Raw genomic sequence first — 18,526 nt, forward strand, 5'->3', positions numbered from 1 at the left:
CACCGGCGTCCAACGAGCGTGGTGGATCGCAGGCAGGTCCCCTTCAAGCGGATCAACGGAGACGTAGCTGCCCGAACAGCGTCGGTGGGGATCGGCCGGAACCTACATTCCGGCCAACAGCTTGTCGACGGTGATCGGATAGTCGCGCACCCGGACGCCGCACGCATTGTAGACGGCGTTGGCCACCGCCGCGCCGACGCCGCAGATGCCGAGTTCGCCAACCCCCTTCGCCTTCATCGGCGACGACAGCGGGTCCTCTTCGTCGAGGAAGACGATGTCCTGATGCGGAATATCGGCATGGGTCGGCACATGATATTCGGCCATGTCGTGATTGATGAACCCGCCGAGCCGGGCGTCGACGACCAGTTCCTCGGTCAGGGCCGCGCCGACGCCCATCGTCATTGCGCCCAGTATCTGGCTGCGCGCCGATTTGGGGTTGAGGATGCGTCCGGCACCGAACACGCCCAGCATCCGCCGTACCCGGATCTCGGCGGTATCGGCGTCGATCGCGACTTCGACGAAATGCGCGCCGAACGTCGCCTGCACGTACTTTCTGGTCAGGTTGCCGAATTCGATCCGGTCCTCGACCTCGATCCCCTGCCCGCCCGCAGCTTCGCCCAGCGCGATCGACTTGTTGCCTGACCACACCCGGCCATCGGCAAAGCGCGCGGTGGCGGCTTCGAAACCGGCCGCTTCGGCGATCCGGTCGCGCAGGCCGACACAGGCGGCATAGACGCCCGCGGTCGAACTGTTCGCGCCGAACTGTCCGCCCGAACCGGCGGAGATCGGAAAGCTGGATTCGCCCAACCAGACGGTTACCTTTTCGAGGTCGACGCCCAGCATCTCGGCGGCGGTCTGGGCGAGGATGGTGTAGCTGCCGGTGCCGATGTCGGTCATGTCGGTGGTGACGGTCACGTGTCCGGAAACATTTATACCCACGCGGGCGGCCGATTTCAGCACGATATTGCCGCGATAGGCCGCCGCCATGCCCATGCCGATTTGCCAGCGGCCATCGCGCCGCGCGCCCGGCGTTGCCACCCGCGCGCTCCAGCCGAAACGATCGGCCCCTTCGCGCAGGCATCCGACCAGATCGCGGTGGGAGAAGCGGCGTTCGGGATTTTCGGGATCGACCTGCGTATCGTTGAGGATGCGCAGGTCGACGGGATCGATGCCCAGCTTTTCGGCGAGTTCGTCCATCGCCGCTTCGATCGCCATCATGCCCACCGCTTCGCCGGGCGCGCGCATCGCGTTGGATTCGGGCAGGTTGAGCGTCGCCAGCCATTCGTCGACCCGGCGGTTCGGCGCGGCATAGAGCTGCCGGGTCTGCGCGCCCGCCCCTTCGGGACTGCCGCCAGCGACGTCGCCCGACCAGCTTTCGTGCCCGATCGCGGTCAACCGCCCCTCCCGCGTGGCACCCAGCCGCAGACGCTGGATCGTCGCCGACCGGTGCGGGGTATTGTTGAACATCTGCGGCCGGGTCAGCACGACCTTAACAGGCCGCCCCACCCGCCGCGCCGCGACCGCGGCCAGCACCGCATCGGCGCGGACCCACAGCTTGCCGCCGAACCCGCCGCCGATATGGTGGGCGACGATCCGCACCTTCTCCTTCGGCATGGCGAGCACCTTGGCCATGTCGCGCGCCGCCCAGTCGACCATCTGGTTCGCGGTCCACAGCGTCAGTTCGTCGCCGTCCCACGCCGCGATCGTCGCATGCGGCTCCATCATCGCATGGGCGTGATCGGGGGTGGTGTAGGTCGCATCGACCTGCACCGCGGCATCGGCGAAGGCGCGGTCGAAATCGCCATGATCGTGCGACGAATGCCGCGTGGCGGCGTCCTTTGCCCCGGCAAGGTCGAACACCCCGTCGTCGGCAGCATAGTCGATCCGGACCAGCCGGGCGGCGGCGCGCGCCGTTTCGAAGCTGTCGGCCACGACCAGCGCCGCCGCCTGCCCGAACTGATCGACCTGCGGACCGGCGAGCATCGGCACCTTGTGATCGTCGCCGCGCGCCAGCGGCCCGGCATTCTCGTGCGTCACCACCGCCAGCACGCCGGGCGCGGACAGCGCAGCGGCGGCGTCGATCGCCACGATCCGTCCGCTGGCGATCGTCGTCGTGACGATCATGCCATAGGCCATGTCGGTAGGCGCGAATTCGGCGGCATAAGTCGCACGGCCAGTGACCTTCAGCGGCCCTTCGATCCGGTCGGTCGGGCGGCCCAGAACCCGCATGGTATCGGTCGGGTTCGGTCCGGCGGCTTGGGTGAACTTCATAGCTTGCTTCCTATTTCCGGCCGAACAGCTTTTCGATATCGCCATGCGCCAGCTTGATCCAGGTCGGGCGACCATGGTTGCACTGGCCCGAATGTGGCGTGACTTCCATTTCGCGCAACAGCGCGTTCATCTCGACCACCGACAATACCCGCCCGGCCCGCACCGATCCATGGCAGGCCATGGTCGCCGCGACACGGTCGATGCGTTCCTTGAGCGACAGCGCCGCGTCGTGCGCGCGGATCTCGTCGGCCAGATCGGTGACGAGGCCGATGACATCGCCCTGCCCCAGCACCGCCGGGACGGCACGCACCAGCATCGCGCGCGGCCCGAACCGTTCGAGCTCCAAGCCGAATTCCGCCAGCTCGTCGGCCTTGTCCTCCAGCGCATCGCAGGCGACTTCGTCCAGTTCGACCACTTCGGGGATCAGCAACGCCTGTCGCGCGACCCCGCCCGTCGCCAACGCCGCGCGCATCCGTTCCAGCACCAGCCGTTCATGCGCGGCATGCTGATCGACCAGCACCAGCCCGTCCTCGGCCTCGGCAACGATGTAGGTCCGCGCGACCTGTCCACGGGCAGCGCCCAGCGGGAATTGCGTAACGGCGGGCGGCGGTTCGCTGGCGACTTCGGCGCGTGCCTGCGGCGGGGGTGCGAAGAAGGTCGGGCGACGTTCGTTGAAGGCGAAGCCCGACTTTATGGTCGCCTCCGCCAACGGAGGCAGCGGCAGCGCGGAGGGGACGGCCGGTGCGACCGGTTCCGACGTCCATGCCGCCATCGCTTCCTCGGCAGGGCGCTGCGCCGCGCGAAAGCCGGCCTCGTCGAGCGCCCGGCGCAGGCCACCGACGATCAGGCCGCGCGCGGCCGCCGGGTCGCGGAAGCGCACCTCGGTCTTGGCGGGATGGACGTTCACATCGATCAGGTCGGGATCGACGTCGAGGAACAGTGCCACCACCGCGTGCCGATCGCGCGCCAGCATCTCGGCATAGGCACCGCGCACCGCCCCCGAGAGCAGCCGATCCTTTACCGGGCGGCCGTTGACGAACAGATATTGATGATCGGCCACGCCGCGGTGGAAGGTCGGCAGCCCGGCGACGCCGCCCAGCCGCATCCCCTCACGCGCCCAGTCCAGCCCGACCGAATTGGCGGCGAGCGCCCGGTCGGTCAGCGCCGCGACGCGTTCGGGCCGCGACTCGCCGGCCTGCACGCCCAGCACCCGCCGGCCATCATGTTCGAGGGTGAAGGCGATGTCAGGGCGCGCCATCGCCAGTCGCCGGACCTGATCGACGCATGAGGCGAATTCCGACCGGGCCGAACGCAGAAACTTGCGTCGCGCCGGCACGCGGGCGAACAGCCCTTCCACCCGGATGCGGGTGCCCGGCGGCACGGCGGCGGGGCGATCGTCGACCACCTCGCCATTGTCGACGGTGCGCAGCCAGCCCTCCGACCCCGCTGGTCTGCTCTCGATCGACAGGCGGGCGACGCTGGCGATCGACGGCAGCGCCTCCCCCCTGAACCCGAGGGTCGTGACCGCTTCGATCCGGTCGTCGGGCAGTTTCGAGGTGGCATGGCGTTCGAGCGCCAGCGCCATATCGGCCGGTCCCATGCCACAGCCGTCGTCGGCAACCTCGATCAGGTCGATGCCGCCACTGGCCAGGCGAACCGATATCCGGGTCGCTCCCGCGTCGATCGCGTTCTCGACCAGTTCTTTCAGCGCGGAAGCAGGGCGTTCCACCACTTCCCCGGCGGCGATGCGGTTGACGAGATGCTCGGGGAGACGGCGTATTGACATGGAGATCGCTCTAGCCCAAGCGGCCTCATCCCGCGACCTGGAACTGCCATCGTGCAACCGATCGGATAGCCGATCGGACGGGTCGAGGTACAAGCTGCGAACCGCCGCGTCGGGACACGCGGGCAAAGACGGAAGTATCGATGGCCTTCTTCTCGCGTTTCTTCAAGTTCATGTCGCACGACATGGCGATCGACCTGGGTACCGCCAATACGGTGGTATATCTGCGCGGTCGCGGGGTCGTGCTGAACGAACCGTCGGTGGTGGCGGTCGAAACGCTGAACGGCGTCAAGCGGGTGAAGGCGGTCGGCGACGACGCCAAGCTGATGATGGGCAAGACGCCGGGATCGATCGAGGCGATTCGTCCGCTGCGCGACGGCGTGATCGCCGACATCGACGTCGCCGAACAGATGATCAAGCATTTCATCCAGAAGGTGCATGGCCAGCGCCGCTTCATCCGCTGGCCGCAGATCGTGATCTGCGTGCCGTCGGGATCGACCAGCGTCGAACGCCGCGCGATCCGCGATGCCGCGTCGAACGCAGGCGCTTCGCAGGTATGGCTGATCGAGGAGCCGATGGCCGCCGCGATCGGTGCCGACATGCCGGTGACCGAGCCGATCGGGTCGATGGTCGTCGACATCGGCGGCGGCACCACCGAAGTCGCCGTTCTGTCGCTGCGCGGGCTCGCTTATTCCACGTCGGTTCGCGTCGGCGGCGACAAGATGGACGAAGCGATCGTCAGCTATGTCCGCCGCAACCACAATCTGCTGATCGGTGAAGCCACCGCCGAACGGATCAAGCAGGAAGTCGGCACCGCCAAGCCGCCGGCGGACGGCATCGGTACGCTGATCTACATCAAGGGCCGCGACCTGGTGAACGGGGTCCCCAAGGAAATCCAGATCAATCAGGGCCAGATCGCCGAGGCGCTGTCCGAACCGGTCGCCGCAATCGTCGAAGGCGTGCGGATCGCGCTGGAAAACACCGCGCCCGAACTGGCCGCCGATATCGTCGATCAGGGCATCGTGCTGACCGGCGGTGGCGCGTTGTTGCAGGGGATCGACGAGGTGCTGCGCGACGAGACCGGCCTGCCGGTGACGGTCGCCGAGGACCCGCTGACCTGCGTCGCGCTCGGCACCGGGCGTGCGCTTGAGGATCCGATCTACAAGGGCGTCCTGCTCGCCGTTTGATATAGGGGTCGGGGAGCATGGCACCGCCACGCAACCACCGTCCGGGGTTCTCGCGGCGGGCGCAGTATACCGTGTTCGCGGGCTATGTGCTGGCGGCGAGCGGCGCATTGGTCGGTGCCATTCTGCTCCTGATTTCGATCATCGATCCGCGCGCCTTTGCCGTGTTCCGCGGGGCGGTACGCGAAGCGACGACGCCGGTCTCGGCCGGGCTCGACTGGGTCTGGGACGGGGTGTCGTCGGTGCCGCGCGGGATCGGCGATTATTTCGGTGCGGTCGATGAAAACCGGCAGTTGCGCGCCCGCGAGGCGGCGACGCGACGCTATCTGATGCAGGCACGGTCGCTGAACCGCGAAAATGCGCGGTTGCGGATCTTGCTGGCGCTGCGCGACCGTTCGGCATCGCCGGTGATCGCGGCGCGGCTGGTCAACAGTTCGGCCGGCAGCACCCGGCGCTATGCGACGCTGAACGCCGGATCGTCGCAGGGCGTGCTGCGCGGACAGCCGGTGCGCGGTCCCGACGGGTTGATCGGCCGGATCGTCGAAACCAGCCCGAACACCGCCAGCGTGCTGTTGATCCTCGATCCCGAAAGCATCGTGCCGGTCCGCCGGACCCGCGACGGGCTGTCGGCGATCGTCGCCGGTCTGGGCAACGGACAGGTTGAGGTTCGCACCGCCGGCGTGGTCAATGCGCCGTTGCTGGCGGGCGATGTCTTCGTCACCTCGGGGACCGGCGGCCTCTATCCGCCCGGCATCCCCGTCGCCCGGATTTCGCGCAGCCAGCGCGACGTCGCCCCGGCGCGGGTGTTCGCCGAACCGGACGCGCTCGACTTCGCGCTGGTCGAGCGTGCGTTCCTGCAACCGCCGGTGCCGCGCCCGACCCCGACGCCCAGTCCCGAGCCCGCCGCCGAATGAAGCTGCTGGGGCCCGACGACGATCGCAACGATCGCGTCCTGACGCGCAAGGCGGTCATCAGCATTCTCGCCGGATCGTTGATGACGCTGATCCCGGTGGTGGCATCGGTGCCGTTCCTGCCGCCGTTCGGGCTGTTGATGTTCCTTGGCTGGCGACTGTTCCGGCCCGGTGCTCTGCCGGTCTGGGCAGCGGCACCGCTTGGCCTGTTCGACGATCTGGTCAGCGGACAGCCGCTGGGCAGCGCCGCGCTGATGTGGCAGATATGTTCGCTGATGCTCGATCTGGTCGATACACGGCTGGTGACGCGGGATTTCTGGCAGGACTGGCTGCTGGCGGGCGGATCGATCGCGCTGTGCCTGATGGCGGGGCGGATCTTCGCCAGCCGGCTTTCGGCGCAGGTCGATATGGCGTTGGTATTTCAGATCGTGGTGTCGGTGGCGTTGTTTCCGCTGGCCACGCGGCTATGTACGGCACTTGCGGGCCGTGAGGATGAATGAGCAGGATCGTCACCGAAGCCGCACAGGCGTTCAGCTTCTCCCGGCGGGCGATGGTGCTGGGCGGCGCGCAGGCGGCGGTCGGCGTCGTGCTGGCCGGGCGGATGGCGTGGCTGTCGGTCGCCGAGAACGAGCGTTATAACCTCCTCGCCGAAAGCAACCGCGTCAACCTGACCATGATCCCGCCGCGGCGTGGCTGGATCATCGACCGGCATGGTGCGCCGATCGCCAACAACCGCACCGATTTTCGCGTCGACCTGATCCCCGACCGGATGGAGGATGGCGACCGCGTGCTCGGCGAGTTGCAGCAATTGCTGGCGCTGACCGCCGAGGACATGGCGCGCATCCAGACCGACCTGAAGCGCGCCGGCAATTTCACGCCGGTGCAGGTCGCCGAGAATCTCGACTGGGAACGGTTCGCGGCGGTCAGCGTCCGCCTGCCCGAACTGCCGGGCGTGCAGCCGACGCGGGGGTTTTCGCGCAGCTATCCGCCGGGGGCCGCCGTCGCGCATCTGACCGGCTATGTCGGTGCTGCGACCGCCGAACAGTTCAAGCAGACGCGCGATCCCCTGATGGTGACGCCGGGGTTCAAGCTCGGCAAGGATGGCCTTGAAAAGACGCTCGAACCCGACCTGCGTGGTGCCGCCGGTGCCAAGCGGGTCGAGGTCACGGCGCGCGGCCAGATCGTCCGCGAACTCGAAACCCGTCCCGACAAGCAGGGCAAGAACGTCCGGCTGACCATCGATCTGGGGCTACAGGAATATGCGGCGCGGCGGCTGGGGCCCAACTCCGGATCGGCGGTGGTGATGGACGCGGTGACCGGCGACGTGCTGGCGATGGTATCGATGCCGGCCTATGACCCCAACAGCTTTTCCGACGGCATCGGGCGGCTCGAATGGAAGATGCTGTCGAGCGACGACCATATTCCGTTGATGAACAAGACGTTGCAGGGCCTGTATCCGCCGGGATCGACGGTGAAACCGATGCACGCGCTGGCGATCCTGCGCGCGGGGATCGATCCGCATCGCCGGGTGAACTGCTCGGGCGTGTTGCAGGTCGGCACCGGTCGATTCCATTGCCACAAGCGCGGCGGCCACGGCCCGCTCGACATGGTCGGCGCGGTCGCGCAGAGCTGCGACATCTATTTCTACACGATGGCGCGCGAGCTGGGGTACGACAATTTCGCGCCGACCGTGCGCGCGATGGGGTTGGGGCAGGAATATGACCTGCCCTTTCAGTCGCAACGCTATGGCACCGTGCCGGATAGCGCGTGGAAGTTACGGAAATACAAGCAGAAATGGACCGTTGCGGACTCGGTCAACGCGTCGATCGGACAGGGCTATGTGCTGACCAATCCGCTGCAACTGGCGGTGATGGCCGCCCGCATCGCGCAGGGGCGACAGGTCGTGCCCCGCCTGCTGCTCGACACCCCGCACCGGCCCGCGCCGTCGATGAACATCGATCCGGCCATGCTGGAGACGGTGCACAAGGCGACATGGGCGGTCATCAACGGCGGTGGTACCGGCGGGCGTTCGCGGTTTCAGGGATTGCCCGGCATCGAACTGGCGGGAAAGACCGGCACGGCACAGGTTCGCCGCATCACCATGGCCGAACGGCGCACCGGCGTGCTGGGGGATGGTGCCCTGCCGTTCAAGATGCGCGACCACTCGCTGTTTATCGGCTACGCTCCCGCCAACGCGCCGCGCTATGCGGTGTCGGTCGTGCTCGAACATTCCGGCCACGTCTATACCGCCGCGCCGATCGCCAGCGACATCCTGTCGTGGCTGTTCGACCGGGACAAGGCGATGGCCCGCCTCGAACCGCTCGAACGCGAATGGGGTGGCGACATCAACGCCCGCATGGCGACCCAGTGGCGGAGTTTCGAAGCCGCACAACGCGTGCCGGTGCTGAGCGTCCCTGCGACGCCGGCGGATGTCGAGGGGGCGACGACCAACGTCGTTGATTCCGCTGTCGCCAACCAGATCGAACCCGACCCCGCCGTCGCCCAATCGAACGAAACCCGACGTACAGAATGAAACGCCTCAACCAAACGACCTCGCACGGGCTGGGCTTTGTCCCCGCCCCGCTCGCGCAATTGCCGTGGCGGGTGCTGTTCCTGCTGTTGGCGATCGGCGGCTTCGGACTGGTCGTGCTGTTTTCGGCGGCCGGCGGCAGCGTCCAGCCATGGGCGTCGCGACAGGGGATCGCCTTCGCCATCTTCCTGCTGCTCGCGATCGGTATTTCGCGCATCCGCCTGACCTTCTGGCGCGACCTCGCGCTGCCGGCCTATGCCGTCATAACGGTCATGTTGATCCTGGTCGAACTGGCCGGGGCGGTGCGTGGCGGATCGCAGCGCTGGCTCGATCTCGGCTTCATCCGGGTTCAGCCGTCCGAATTCATGAAGCCGGCGATCGTGCTGGCGCTGGCGCGCTTCTACGAATTGCTGCCGGCGGGCGAGATCCGGCGGTTCAGCGCGGTGTGGCCGGCGGCGGCGATGCTGGGCATCCCGGTGGTGCTGGTGATGCTGCAACCCGATCTGGGCACCGCGCTGATGATTACCGCGGGCGGCCTGACCGTCATGTTCCTTGCCGGGCTGCCGATCCGGTTGTTCGTCGGCGGTGCGCTGGGGCTCGCGATCGCGGCCCCGCTCGCCTTCCATTTCCTGCTGCACGAATATCAGCGCAACCGCGTGCTGATCTTCCTCGACCCCGAAAGCGACCCGCTCGGCACCGGCTATCATATCAGCCAGTCGAAGATCGCGATCGGATCGGGCGGCATCTTCGGCAAGGGGTTCCTGAACGGCACGCAAAGCCATCTCGACTATCTGCCCGAGGGGCATACCGATTTCGTGTTCGCGACGATGGCGGAGGAATGGGGGCTGGTCGGCGGGGTGTTCCTGATCACGGCGTTCATCCTGCTGGTCCGGTGGGGTGTCGGCGTCGGCGTGCGGGCGGAGGGGCGGTTTTCGAAGCTGGTCGCGGGCGGGCTGGCGACGACGATCTTCTTCTATGTCGCCATCAACCTGATGATGGTGATGGGGCTGGCCCCCGTGGTCGGCATCCCCCTGCCGCTGGTCAGCTATGGCGGGTCGGCGCAGATGACGGTGCTCGGCTGTATCGGCATCCTGATGGCGATCGACCGCGAGAACCGCGAACGCGTCCGCTTCTGACGCTAATTTTCAGGCTGGCGAGAAATAGGGTTTGCATCGCCGGCAAGGTTCGCTAAAGGCCCCGCTCCAACGGCGGAACGGCCCCAAACCGATCCGCCCCATCGCGCAGGCGACGGACGCATAGCTCAGTTGGTAGAGCAGCTGACTCTTAATCAGCGGGTCCTTGGTTCGAGCCCAAGTGCGTCCACCACCTGTCCGAATGGACGCATAGCTCAGTTGGTAGAGCAGCTGACTCTTAATCAGCGGGTCCTTGGTTCGAGCCCAAGTGCGTCCACCAGTTTTCGAAGCGGCACCGCCGTTCGCGTGCTATCGTTGCACGATGACCCATCCCCAGATCCTGATGCCCGCTGCGCTGACACCCCATGTCATTGCCGCGCTCGAAGAACGTTTCACGCTGCACCGGTTGTGGGAACAGGACGACCGTGACGCGTTTCTGGCGGAGGTCGGACCCGACGTCGTCGGCATGGCGGTGACTACGCTTGCCGGGAAGATCGACGCAAGCTGGCTCGACCGGTTGCCCGCGCTGGAGATCATCGCCAGCTTCGGCGTCGGTTACGACAATATCGATGCGGATGCCGCCGCGGCCCGCGGCGTGATGGTCACCAACACGCCCGGCGTCCTTGACGATGAAGTCGCCGACCTCGCCGTCGGGCTGCTGCTGGCGACGCTGCGGCGTATTCCGCAGGCGGATCGGTTCGTGCGCGATGGGCGCTGGTCGGCCGGGACCTTCCCGCTTTCGCCGACGCTACGCGGACGCCGGGTCGGCATCGTCGGGCTGGGAGCGATCGGCAAGGCGATTGCGAAACGGATCGAGGCGTTCGGCGTGCCGATCGCCTATCACGGACGTTCGCGGCAGGCCGGCGTTTCCTATCGCTATTTCGACACACCGGCGGCACTAGCGGCGGCATCGGACGTCGTCATCGTGATCGTCCCCGGCAATAGCGGAACCCGGCACCTGATCGATGCGGAGGTGCTTGTGGCGCTCGGCCCCGACGGCGTGCTGGTCAATGTCGCGCGCGGCAGCGTGGTCGACGAACAGGCGCTGGTGCAGGCGTTGCAGGCCGGCAGGATCGGTGGCGCGGGGCTGGATGTGTTCGAGGACGAACCGAACGTACCCGATGCCCTGCTGGCCATGGAGAATGTGGTGTTGCTGCCGCATATCGGATCGGCGTCGGTCGCGACACGGGCGGCGATGGGGCAGCTGGTCGTCGACAATCTGATCGCGTGGTTCGACGGCGATCCGGCACGGACGCCGGTGCCGGAGACCGCAGCGTCGAACCGGCGTTAGGCCGGCGCGACGCCCATCGCCTCGCCCAGCCGAACCGGCCGTTCCGGTGCCCAATCCGGATTGAACGCGATCCGACCGGGTTCGAACAGCATGACGATGGTCGATCCCAGCAGAAACCGGCCCATTTCATCGCCTTGCTTCAAGGCGACGTCGTCCGGGGCGTATGACCATTCGGCGATGTGGCCGGTCCGTTTCGGGTTGACGACACCGTGCCAGACGGTCGCCATGCTGCCGACGATCGTCGCACCGACCAATATCATCACGAAGCGGCCATGTTCCGGTGAATCGAAGACGCAGACGACGCGTTCGTTGCGGGCGAACAGATTCGGCACGCCGCGCGCAGTGACCGGGTTCACCGAATAGAGCGCGCCCGGTACGTAGATCATCCGCGCCAGGACGCCGTCGCATGGCATGTGCAGGCGATGATAGTCTTTTGGCGACAAGTACAAGTTGGCGAAGTTGCCACGCAAGAACGGTTCCGCGAGGGTCGCCTCGCCGCCGACCAGTTCGGTCGCGGTGAACCGATGCCCCTTGGCCTGGAAGATCCGGCCGTCGTTGATCGCGCCGAACTGGCTGATCGCGCCATCGACCGGGCAGACGAAGTTGACACCGGCGAGCGGCCGGACGCCGTCACGCAACGGGCGCGTGAAGAAGTCGTTGAACGATTTGTAGCTGCCAAGGTCCGAATTCGCGGCTTCGCGCATGTCGACACCATAATGCCGCGCGAACCACCGGATCAGTCGCGGCGTGAACAGCGCGGATTCCGCGCGCGCGACCCGGCCGGCGAGGCCGGTGAGGTGCCGTTTGGGCAAGAGATGTTGAATCAGGATCTTCAGACGGTCGGACACAATCGGCCTTTGGATAGGACGCACGGATAGCGATGACGTCGCGACCGGCCTTGTCAGGTCGACCGACGCTAGGCAGGCGGCGGCATATGTCCAGCGGAAACGCATGGCGCGGCGGGGCGGTCCGGCCTATAGGCGCGCCGCATGAGCCAATCGTTCCGCGCCGCCCGCCTGTCCGCCCTGCCCCTGCTGGCGCTGCTATCGACCGTATCGGCCGTCGCGCAGAAGCCCGTCGCGCAAAAGCCCGTCGCGGTGGTGAAGCCCGACAATGCGATCATCCCGCTGCCGCTCAACCCGACCATTCCGGCCGGACAACGGCTGTGTTCGATTAGAACGGCGTCGGGCCTCGGCTATACCGTCCTGCGGCCCGGTACCGGCACCCGGCCGACCGCGAACGACATCGCGCTGGTCAACTATATCGGCTATCTGGCGGCCAGCGGCACGATGTTCGATCAGGGCATGCAATCGCCGCTGCCGATCGAGCAGGTCATTCCGGGCTTTTCGGAAGCGTTGCAGACGATGACCAGGACGTCGGTCGTGCGTTTCTGCATTCCCGCCACGCTCGGCTACGGCGCGCGGGAGTCGGGGCCGATCCCGGCCAATTCCGATCTGGTGTTTCAGGTCGAGCTGCTCGATTTCAAGACCGCGGCCGAAGTTCAGGCGATGAACAACCCGGTTGCGGCGGAGCCGGCCCCTGCCGCAAAGCCGTGACCGAAGGGGCTGGAGGCGTGGTGCGCCGGGTTTGAACCGAACGCGGCAAGGACCCGCCGTACCCCCGCGCAGGCGGGGGTTCAGAGCCAAGCAGAACAACGGCTTGCACTTGGAACCCTGGGCCCCCGCCTGCGCGGGGGTACCGTCGGGGCAAGGTGTCCGAATTTCGGCAAAGATTTTGCAGGACCCAAGCCGCGGCTTTGCGTCGGTCGGACCAGCCCCCTAGGACCAATCGACATTCAATTGAACGGGCGCAGGAATACCGTTCCATCCATTATCGTCACTCCCGCGCAGGCGGGAGTCCATATGCGCCAGTGTTGCGAATCCAGCCAAAACGTCGGCGTTTATGGATTCCCGCCTGCGCGGGAATGACGAAATCCCCTGGTTATCACTGGATGTCGATCAGCCCCCTATTTGCCATCCAGCGTCGGCGCAGCCGCGCCGTCGGTCATCCTGATCGGCAGGATGCGGCCGTCGCGGGCATATTGGACCCGGTCGACGGCCACCTGCCGCTCGCCGCGATAGGGCGCGCCGCCCTGCGGGTTTTCCCAGCGGTGATAGACGATCAGCGACTGGCCGTTCGGGGTGGTAACGAAGCTGTGGTGGCCCGGCCCCTTGTGCGTGGCATCGCTGGTCAGGATCGGCCCACGATAGTTCCATGGGCCGACCGGAGACGGCGCGGTCGCATAATGCACCGAATAATCGGGTCCGTTGAACCGGCCATGGCTGTACGACAGATAATAGGTGCCGCCGCGTTCGTGCAGAAAGGCACCTTCGGTGAATTGGGGCGGGTTGGCGACCGGCATCTCGCGGGCGATGGTCACCATGTCGGGTTTCAGTTCCCACACCCGCAGTTTCGCGCCCGCACTGCCGCCGGCATAGAGATAGCTCTTTCCTGACCGCCGATCGTTGAAGACCATCGGGTCGATCGCTTCGAAGCCCTTGCCCCCGGTCACCAGCGGGCGGCCGCTGTCGCGATAGGGTCCCTCCGGCCGGTCGGCGACGGCGACGCCGATCCGGCTGGGGGTCGGGTTTTGCGGCCCGACCGAGAAATAGAGATAATATTTGCCGTTTCGCGTCGCGACGCCGGGTGCCCAGAGGAAATGTTCGGGCGCGCCGTCATCCGTGATCCAGCCGATCTGATCGCGGCGGATCAGTTCGCCGCGCGGTCGCCAGTTCTTCAGGTCGCGGGTCGAGAACGCCCCGAACCGGTCGGCGGCCCAGCTTCCGCCGGGGCCGCCGGTGGGGAAGACCCACAGTTCGTTGCCGATGAACATCGCGTGCGGATCGGCACCCTGAAACTGCGGATTGCCGGCCGGGGCGGCGGCGACGCTGGTGAGGAGGATCAGCGGCAGGAACAGGTGTTTGCGCATAGGGGGTTCCCGTGGGTTCGGAGGATCGTGTGTTGGTTCGTCGGGACGTTGGCGAAACTGCTCCGCCGTTCCTTTCGAGATCATGCCTGCAAGAGCCGTCCGCTCAACCCTGAATTCGCCGTACCCCCGTGAAGGCGGGGGTCCAGAACCAAGCAAAGCAACCGCTTGCGCTGACGGCCCTGGACCCCCGCCTTCGCGGGGGTACGGCGGAGGTAGGCGTTCGGCGCGTTCGCAAGGCTTCGCTCCGGATCAGAAGCGGAAGCGGACGCCCAGCGAATAGACCCGCTCCAAATACTGGATCTGCCGCGTATAGACGTCGCCCGCATCGTTGAACTGTCGCGTGCGCTTGATCGGGTTGCCGAGCAGGTTGACGATATCGAACGCCAGCGTGACGTTCGGCACCGGCGTCAGCGTCGTCGAGAAGTCGAGCTGGCCCCGCCCCTTTTCGATCACGGCGCGGGTGCGCGGCGATCCGTCGGCACCGACGTCGAGCGGTTCGACGCTGTAATAGCTGACGAAGTCCGACCGATAGTTATACGCAAGCCGGGCCGAGAAGAACGAGCGTTCGTAGAGGCCGACGAGGTTGCCCGACCATTCCGACACGCCGGTGAACGGTACCCGCGTGCCCGCGACGTTGGGCGACGCGCTGAGCCCGGTCGCCAGATCGCCGCGCGCGTCGATATAGGTCGCGTTCGCCTGAACCCCGAAGCCGCGCATCCATTCGGGCAGGCTGTCGATGTCGAGGAAGCTGGTGAAGGCGAGTTCGGCACCGTTGAACCGGGTCTTGCCGGTGTTTTCGGGTCGGTCGAAGCGCGACGGACCATAGCCGAGATCGACCGGGGCAATCGCCACGCGCGAGATGAACCCCTGCGCATCGCGGCGGAACAGCGCGCCGGTCAGCGACCCGGTTCGCGAGAAATACCATTCGAGGCTGACGTCGTAATTGTCCGAGGTCAGCGGGTTCAGATCGGGATTGCCGCCCGAAATGTTGCGCAGGTTGCTGTTAGGGTCGTTCGGGTTCGGCGGATTATTGGGATCGATGACCGGCGGCGGCCCGACGGTCAGGGTCGGGTTCAGATCGAAGAAGTTCGGCCGGGTCCGGGTCTGGGTATAGGCCAGCCGCATCTGCAGTTCGTCGTTGAAGCGCACGCGTGCGCTGACGTTCGGCAGGTAATCGGTATATTCGTTTTCGGCGACCACCGGGCTGAAGGTCGGGTTGGCGGGATCGGTTTCGTCGCGCGCGAAGCCGCCGATCCGCGTCTTGGTCTTGACCGCGCGCAGGCCGACCAGGCCGTCGACGGTCATCGTCGAACCCAGATCGAACCCGTATTTGATCTGCGCATAGGTCGCGTACGCCTTTTCATTGGCGCGGAAATTCTCGGTCGGATTGAACGCGGGATTTCCCTCCGGCGCGCCGAAGAAGGATCGCAGTTCGGCGATGTTCGACCGGATGCTGGGTTCGGTGATCGACGCGAACGTCCGGACCGGAAAGGCATTGTCGAATTTGAACGCGGGCCGGGTCGAGCCGATGTCGATCGGCAACGCCGAGATCGGAATACGCTGATCGGTCAGCGGGCTGCCGTTCAACGTGCTGATATAGGGCGCGCCGCGATCGCGATTGGCGTCGCGGTCGTTGTAGCGGAACCCGACCTTGAATTCGCGGAAGAACCCTTCGCCAAGGTCGTACTGCGCATCGAAGCGGGTCTGGATATCCTTGCCGCTGACCTTCAGAAATTCCTGAAAGAAGCCGCGCGTCAGGAAATTGGCGGGATCGGTCACGTCGAAATCGACGAAGTTGAAACTCGGCCCGCCATAATTGCCGCTGGGCGTTTCGAACACGACGTTGCGGGTCGGCGAACTGGCGAACAGATAGTCGATATTGTTCAGATTGAAGGTGTAGGCGCTGTCGGTATAGGCGACATCGGCCGACAGCCGCAGCCGGTCGCGGGTCCAGGTCGCGCCGCCGCCGACCTGATAGGTGTCGGTACGGCCGTTGGCGGAGGTGAAATAGCCGTCCGGCGTGTTCGCACCGACCACGGTCGCGCTCTGCGCGATGGTCGGATTGCCGTCGCGCGTCGTCAGGTTGTTGAGGCGGAAGGCGTCGCCGCCGAAGATCGGCACGAACATCCACTGGTTGGAGTCATGGCCGCGATACCCCTGATACAGGCCGTCGACATAGATTTCGAGCTCGGCGCTCGGCCGCCACTGGAACGCGGCATTGGCTGAGGGGCGGAACCGTTTGCCGTTGCTGGTGAAGCGTCCCTGCGCGTCGGGATAGCGGACGCCGCCGACGCCGGCATTGGCGGCGCTGGTCGTGCCGATCACCAGCGACTGTTCGCGCGTCGCGTCGAGATAGTTCAGACCGACATAGGACGCGTTGACCAGCAGCCCCATCTCGCCGATGCCGGTGTTCCACCGACCGCTGACCAGGAGGTTGCCGTTCCACGTCAGTCCGCCCGATTGCTCCCAGTTGACGCCGTTGAGCGAGCCGGAGATTTCGAGGCCCTTGAAATCGAACGGTCGGCGGCCGCGGACATTGACCTGTCCGCCGATGCCGCCCTCGATCAGGTTCGCGGTGCTGGATTTGTAGACTTCCAGCGCGGCGACGGTGCCGGCCGGGAAATCCTGAATCGCGACGAAGCGGCCTTCGGCGGTGAAGATCTCGCGACCGTTATAGGTGGTGCTGATATCGGGCAGGCCGCGGATCTGGACCCCGGCCGCCTCGCCCGCGCCGCGCGTCACCTGTACGCCGGTCACGCGCGCAAGGGCGGCGGAGGCGAAGGTGTCGGGCAGCTTGCCGATATCCTCGGCGACGATCGCATCGACGATACCGTCGGAATTGCGCTTCAACTGCTGCGCCGATTGCAGGCTGCGGCGCAGGCCGGTGACGACGATGTCGCCGTCGTCGGTCGCGCTTTCCTGTGCCGATGGTGCGGGTGCGGTCGGGCTGACCGACTGATCGGACGGCGTGGTCGGCTTGGGCGTTTCCTGCGCCGTGCCGACCTGCGCGAGCGCGGCCGTCGGCAGCAGCGCGGCGAGCGCCGCCAGCATCGATACCGAGCCTCGCAATACAGGCTTGTTGATCATGATTCCTCCCCAGCGGTCGTGGCCGGACGGTCTTTCGCCGTCAGTCCGGTTCGACCTAACAGCGGTGGCGCAGGTTCACAATACGTATATATGTGATAATTGGAAACGGTTACAGATGAAGCACTTCGGTCGAAATGCCGGGTAACGGGCGGGCCGGACAAGCGACAAGAACGGGAGAGAATGGATGAAGGGATTTGCCGCCGCGCTGTTGGGTGCGACCATGTTGACGCTGTCGCCCGCGCAGGCCCGCGACCGCTGGACCGAGGCGCAGGCCAATGCGTGGTACGCGAAGCAGCCATGGCTGGTCGGTGCGAACTATACGCCGGCCAGCGCCATCAACCAGTTCGAGATGTGGCAGGCCGAGACGTGGGACCCGAAGCGGATCGATTACGAGCTGAACCTCGCGCAGGGCATCGGCATGAACACGATGCGCGTGTTCCTGCACGACCAGCTGTGGACGCAGGACCCGGAAGGGTTCAGGCGGCGGATCGACGAGTTTCTTCAGATCGCGACGCGCCACCGGATCAAGCCGCTGTTCGTGCTGTTCGACAGTTGCTGGGACCCGAACCCGCAGCCGGGTCCGCAGCATCCGCCGATCCCCGGCGTCCATAATTCGGGCTGGGTCCAGGGGCCGGGCATGGCGGGGCTGCGCGACAGGAGCCGCTATCCGGCGTACAAGGCCTATGTGCAGGGAGTGATCGCCGCGTTCGGGCGCGACGACCGCGTGCTCGGCTGGGACGTGTGGAACGAGCCCGACAATGGTGCCGACCAGTATAAGGGGCAGGAGGGCAAGGAACCGCTGGTCCGCGCGCTGCTGGCGCAGGTGTTCGACTGGGCGCGCGACGCCGATCCGATGCAGCCGATCACGTCTGGCGTGTGGATCGGGCAGGACTGGACGCCGGGTGGCAAGGGATCGGCGATGGAAAAGCTGCAACTGGGCCAGTCGGACGTCATCACCTTTCACGACTATAGCTGGCCGGAGACGTTCGAGGGGCGCATCCGGCAATTGCTGCCGTACAAACGCCCGATCATCTGCACCGAATATATGGCGCGCGGGAACGGGTCGACGTTCGACGGGTCGCTGCCGATCGCCAAACGCTATCAGGTCGGGATGATGAACTGGGGCTTCGTCGACGGAAAGACGCAGACGCGGTTGCCGTGGGACAGCTGGCAGAAGCCCTATGTGATGGCCGAGCCGACCATCTGGTTCCACGAGGTGTTCCGTGCCGACGGCACCCCCTATCGCACTGCCGAGACCGACCTGATCCGCCGGCTCGCGACGTCGCCGAAGGGGGTCGTGCCGGATAGCGCGACGGCCATGGCCCCCATGCCGGCGCGTCGTCGCCGCTGAGTCCACGGCTGCCCGCCACCCGCTGCCGACCATCGGTGGCGGGGGTGGCGGGGGTT

At 66.3% G+C, this 18,526-nt stretch carries 13 protein-coding genes and 2 tRNA genes; 10 read left to right on the forward strand and 5 right to left on the reverse strand.

The features are described from left to right. Nucleotides 1-102: 102 nt before the first annotated feature. Nucleotides 103-2,271, reverse strand: a complete 2,169-nt coding sequence (locus tag ASE50_RS11510) for a xanthine dehydrogenase family protein molybdopterin-binding subunit (protein WP_056400343.1) — start codon at nt 2,269-2,271, stop codon at nt 103-105. A 10-nt stretch (nt 2,272-2,281) separates the two neighbouring features. Continuing rightward, the gene (mutL, locus tag ASE50_RS11515) at nt 2,282-4,057 is read right to left on the reverse strand and encodes a DNA mismatch repair endonuclease MutL (protein WP_056400345.1); all 1,776 of its coding nucleotides are present in this window, start codon (nt 4,055-4,057) and stop codon (nt 2,282-2,284) included. A gap of 140 nt (nt 4,058-4,197) precedes the next feature. Between mutL and ASE50_RS11520 the strand changes: the two genes are divergently transcribed. The 8 genes from ASE50_RS11520 to ASE50_RS11555 all read left to right on the forward strand — a co-directional run bounded on the left by ASE50_RS11520 (nt 4,198) and on the right by ASE50_RS11555 (nt 11,103). Continuing rightward, nucleotides 4,198-5,241, forward strand: a complete 1,044-nt coding sequence (locus ASE50_RS11520) for a rod shape-determining protein (RefSeq protein WP_055756311.1) — start codon at nt 4,198-4,200, stop codon at nt 5,239-5,241. A 17-nt stretch (nt 5,242-5,258) separates the two neighbouring features. Next, nucleotides 5,259-6,152 carry a rod shape-determining protein MreC gene (mreC, locus tag ASE50_RS11525; protein WP_056400348.1) on the forward strand — a complete coding sequence of 298 codons (894 nt, stop codon included), beginning with the start codon at nt 5,259-5,261 and terminating at the stop codon, nt 6,150-6,152. Further along, on the forward strand, nt 6,149-6,649 hold the full coding sequence (gene mreD / locus ASE50_RS11530; RefSeq protein WP_056400351.1) for a rod shape-determining protein MreD: 501 nt from the start codon (nt 6,149-6,151) through the stop codon (nt 6,647-6,649). The genes mreC and mreD overlap by 4 nt, the downstream gene beginning before the upstream one ends. Beyond that, entirely contained in the window at nt 6,646-8,682 is a 2,037-nt protein-coding gene (gene mrdA / locus ASE50_RS11535) for a penicillin-binding protein 2 (RefSeq protein WP_156347429.1), read from the forward strand. The genes mreD and mrdA overlap by 4 nt, the downstream gene beginning before the upstream one ends. Further along, on the forward strand, nt 8,679-9,815 hold the full coding sequence (gene rodA / locus ASE50_RS11540; protein WP_056400354.1) for a rod shape-determining protein RodA: 1,137 nt from the start codon (nt 8,679-8,681) through the stop codon (nt 9,813-9,815). The genes mrdA and rodA overlap by 4 nt, the downstream gene beginning before the upstream one ends. Nucleotides 9,816-9,929: 114 nt before the next feature. Continuing rightward, nucleotides 9,930-10,005, forward strand: a tRNA-Lys gene (locus ASE50_RS11545). 11 nt (nt 10,006-10,016) lie between these two features. Beyond that, a tRNA-Lys gene (locus ASE50_RS11550) sits at nt 10,017-10,092 on the forward strand. Between the two features lie 42 nt (nt 10,093-10,134). Then, nucleotides 10,135-11,103 (forward strand): 2-hydroxyacid dehydrogenase, encoded by a 969-nt coding sequence (locus ASE50_RS11555; RefSeq protein WP_056400812.1) that lies wholly within the window; start codon nt 10,135-10,137, stop codon nt 11,101-11,103. Here the strand turns inward: ASE50_RS11555 and asd are convergent. Then, entirely contained in the window at nt 11,100-11,951 is an 852-nt protein-coding gene (gene asd, locus ASE50_RS11560) for an archaetidylserine decarboxylase (RefSeq protein WP_056400357.1), read from the reverse strand. The two genes, ASE50_RS11555 and asd, sit on opposite strands and share 4 nt — an antisense overlap. Before the next feature lie 141 nt (nt 11,952-12,092). Between asd and ASE50_RS11565 the strand changes: the two genes are divergently transcribed. Further along, the gene (locus ASE50_RS11565) at nt 12,093-12,659 is read left to right on the forward strand and encodes an FKBP-type peptidyl-prolyl cis-trans isomerase (protein WP_056400361.1); all 567 of its coding nucleotides are present in this window, start codon (nt 12,093-12,095) and stop codon (nt 12,657-12,659) included. Between the two features lie 410 nt (nt 12,660-13,069). On the opposite strand, the gene ASE50_RS11570 is transcribed toward ASE50_RS11565, so the two are convergent. Together ASE50_RS11570 and ASE50_RS11575 are read right to left on the reverse strand one after the other, a co-directional pair. Beyond that, nucleotides 13,070-14,032 carry a family 43 glycosylhydrolase gene (locus ASE50_RS11570; protein ID WP_056400364.1) on the reverse strand — a complete coding sequence of 321 codons (963 nt, stop codon included), beginning with the start codon at nt 14,030-14,032 and terminating at the stop codon, nt 13,070-13,072. Nucleotides 14,033-14,281: 249 nt separating this feature from the next. Next, nucleotides 14,282-17,119, reverse strand: a complete 2,838-nt coding sequence (locus ASE50_RS11575; protein ID WP_056400367.1) for a TonB-dependent receptor — start codon at nt 17,117-17,119, stop codon at nt 14,282-14,284. Nucleotides 17,120-17,303: 184 nt separating this feature from the next. On the opposite strand from ASE50_RS11575, the gene ASE50_RS11580 reads away from it, so the two are divergent. Beyond that, nucleotides 17,304-18,470: a cellulase family glycosylhydrolase gene (locus tag ASE50_RS11580; protein ID WP_056400369.1), complete on the forward strand. Its 1,167-nt coding sequence runs from the start codon at nt 17,304-17,306 to the stop codon at nt 18,468-18,470. Nucleotides 18,471-18,526 lie beyond the last annotated feature (56 nt).

Source organism: Sphingomonas sp. Leaf5, from assembly GCF_001421155.1.
Classification (GTDB): domain Bacteria; phylum Pseudomonadota; class Alphaproteobacteria; order Sphingomonadales; family Sphingomonadaceae; genus Sphingomonas.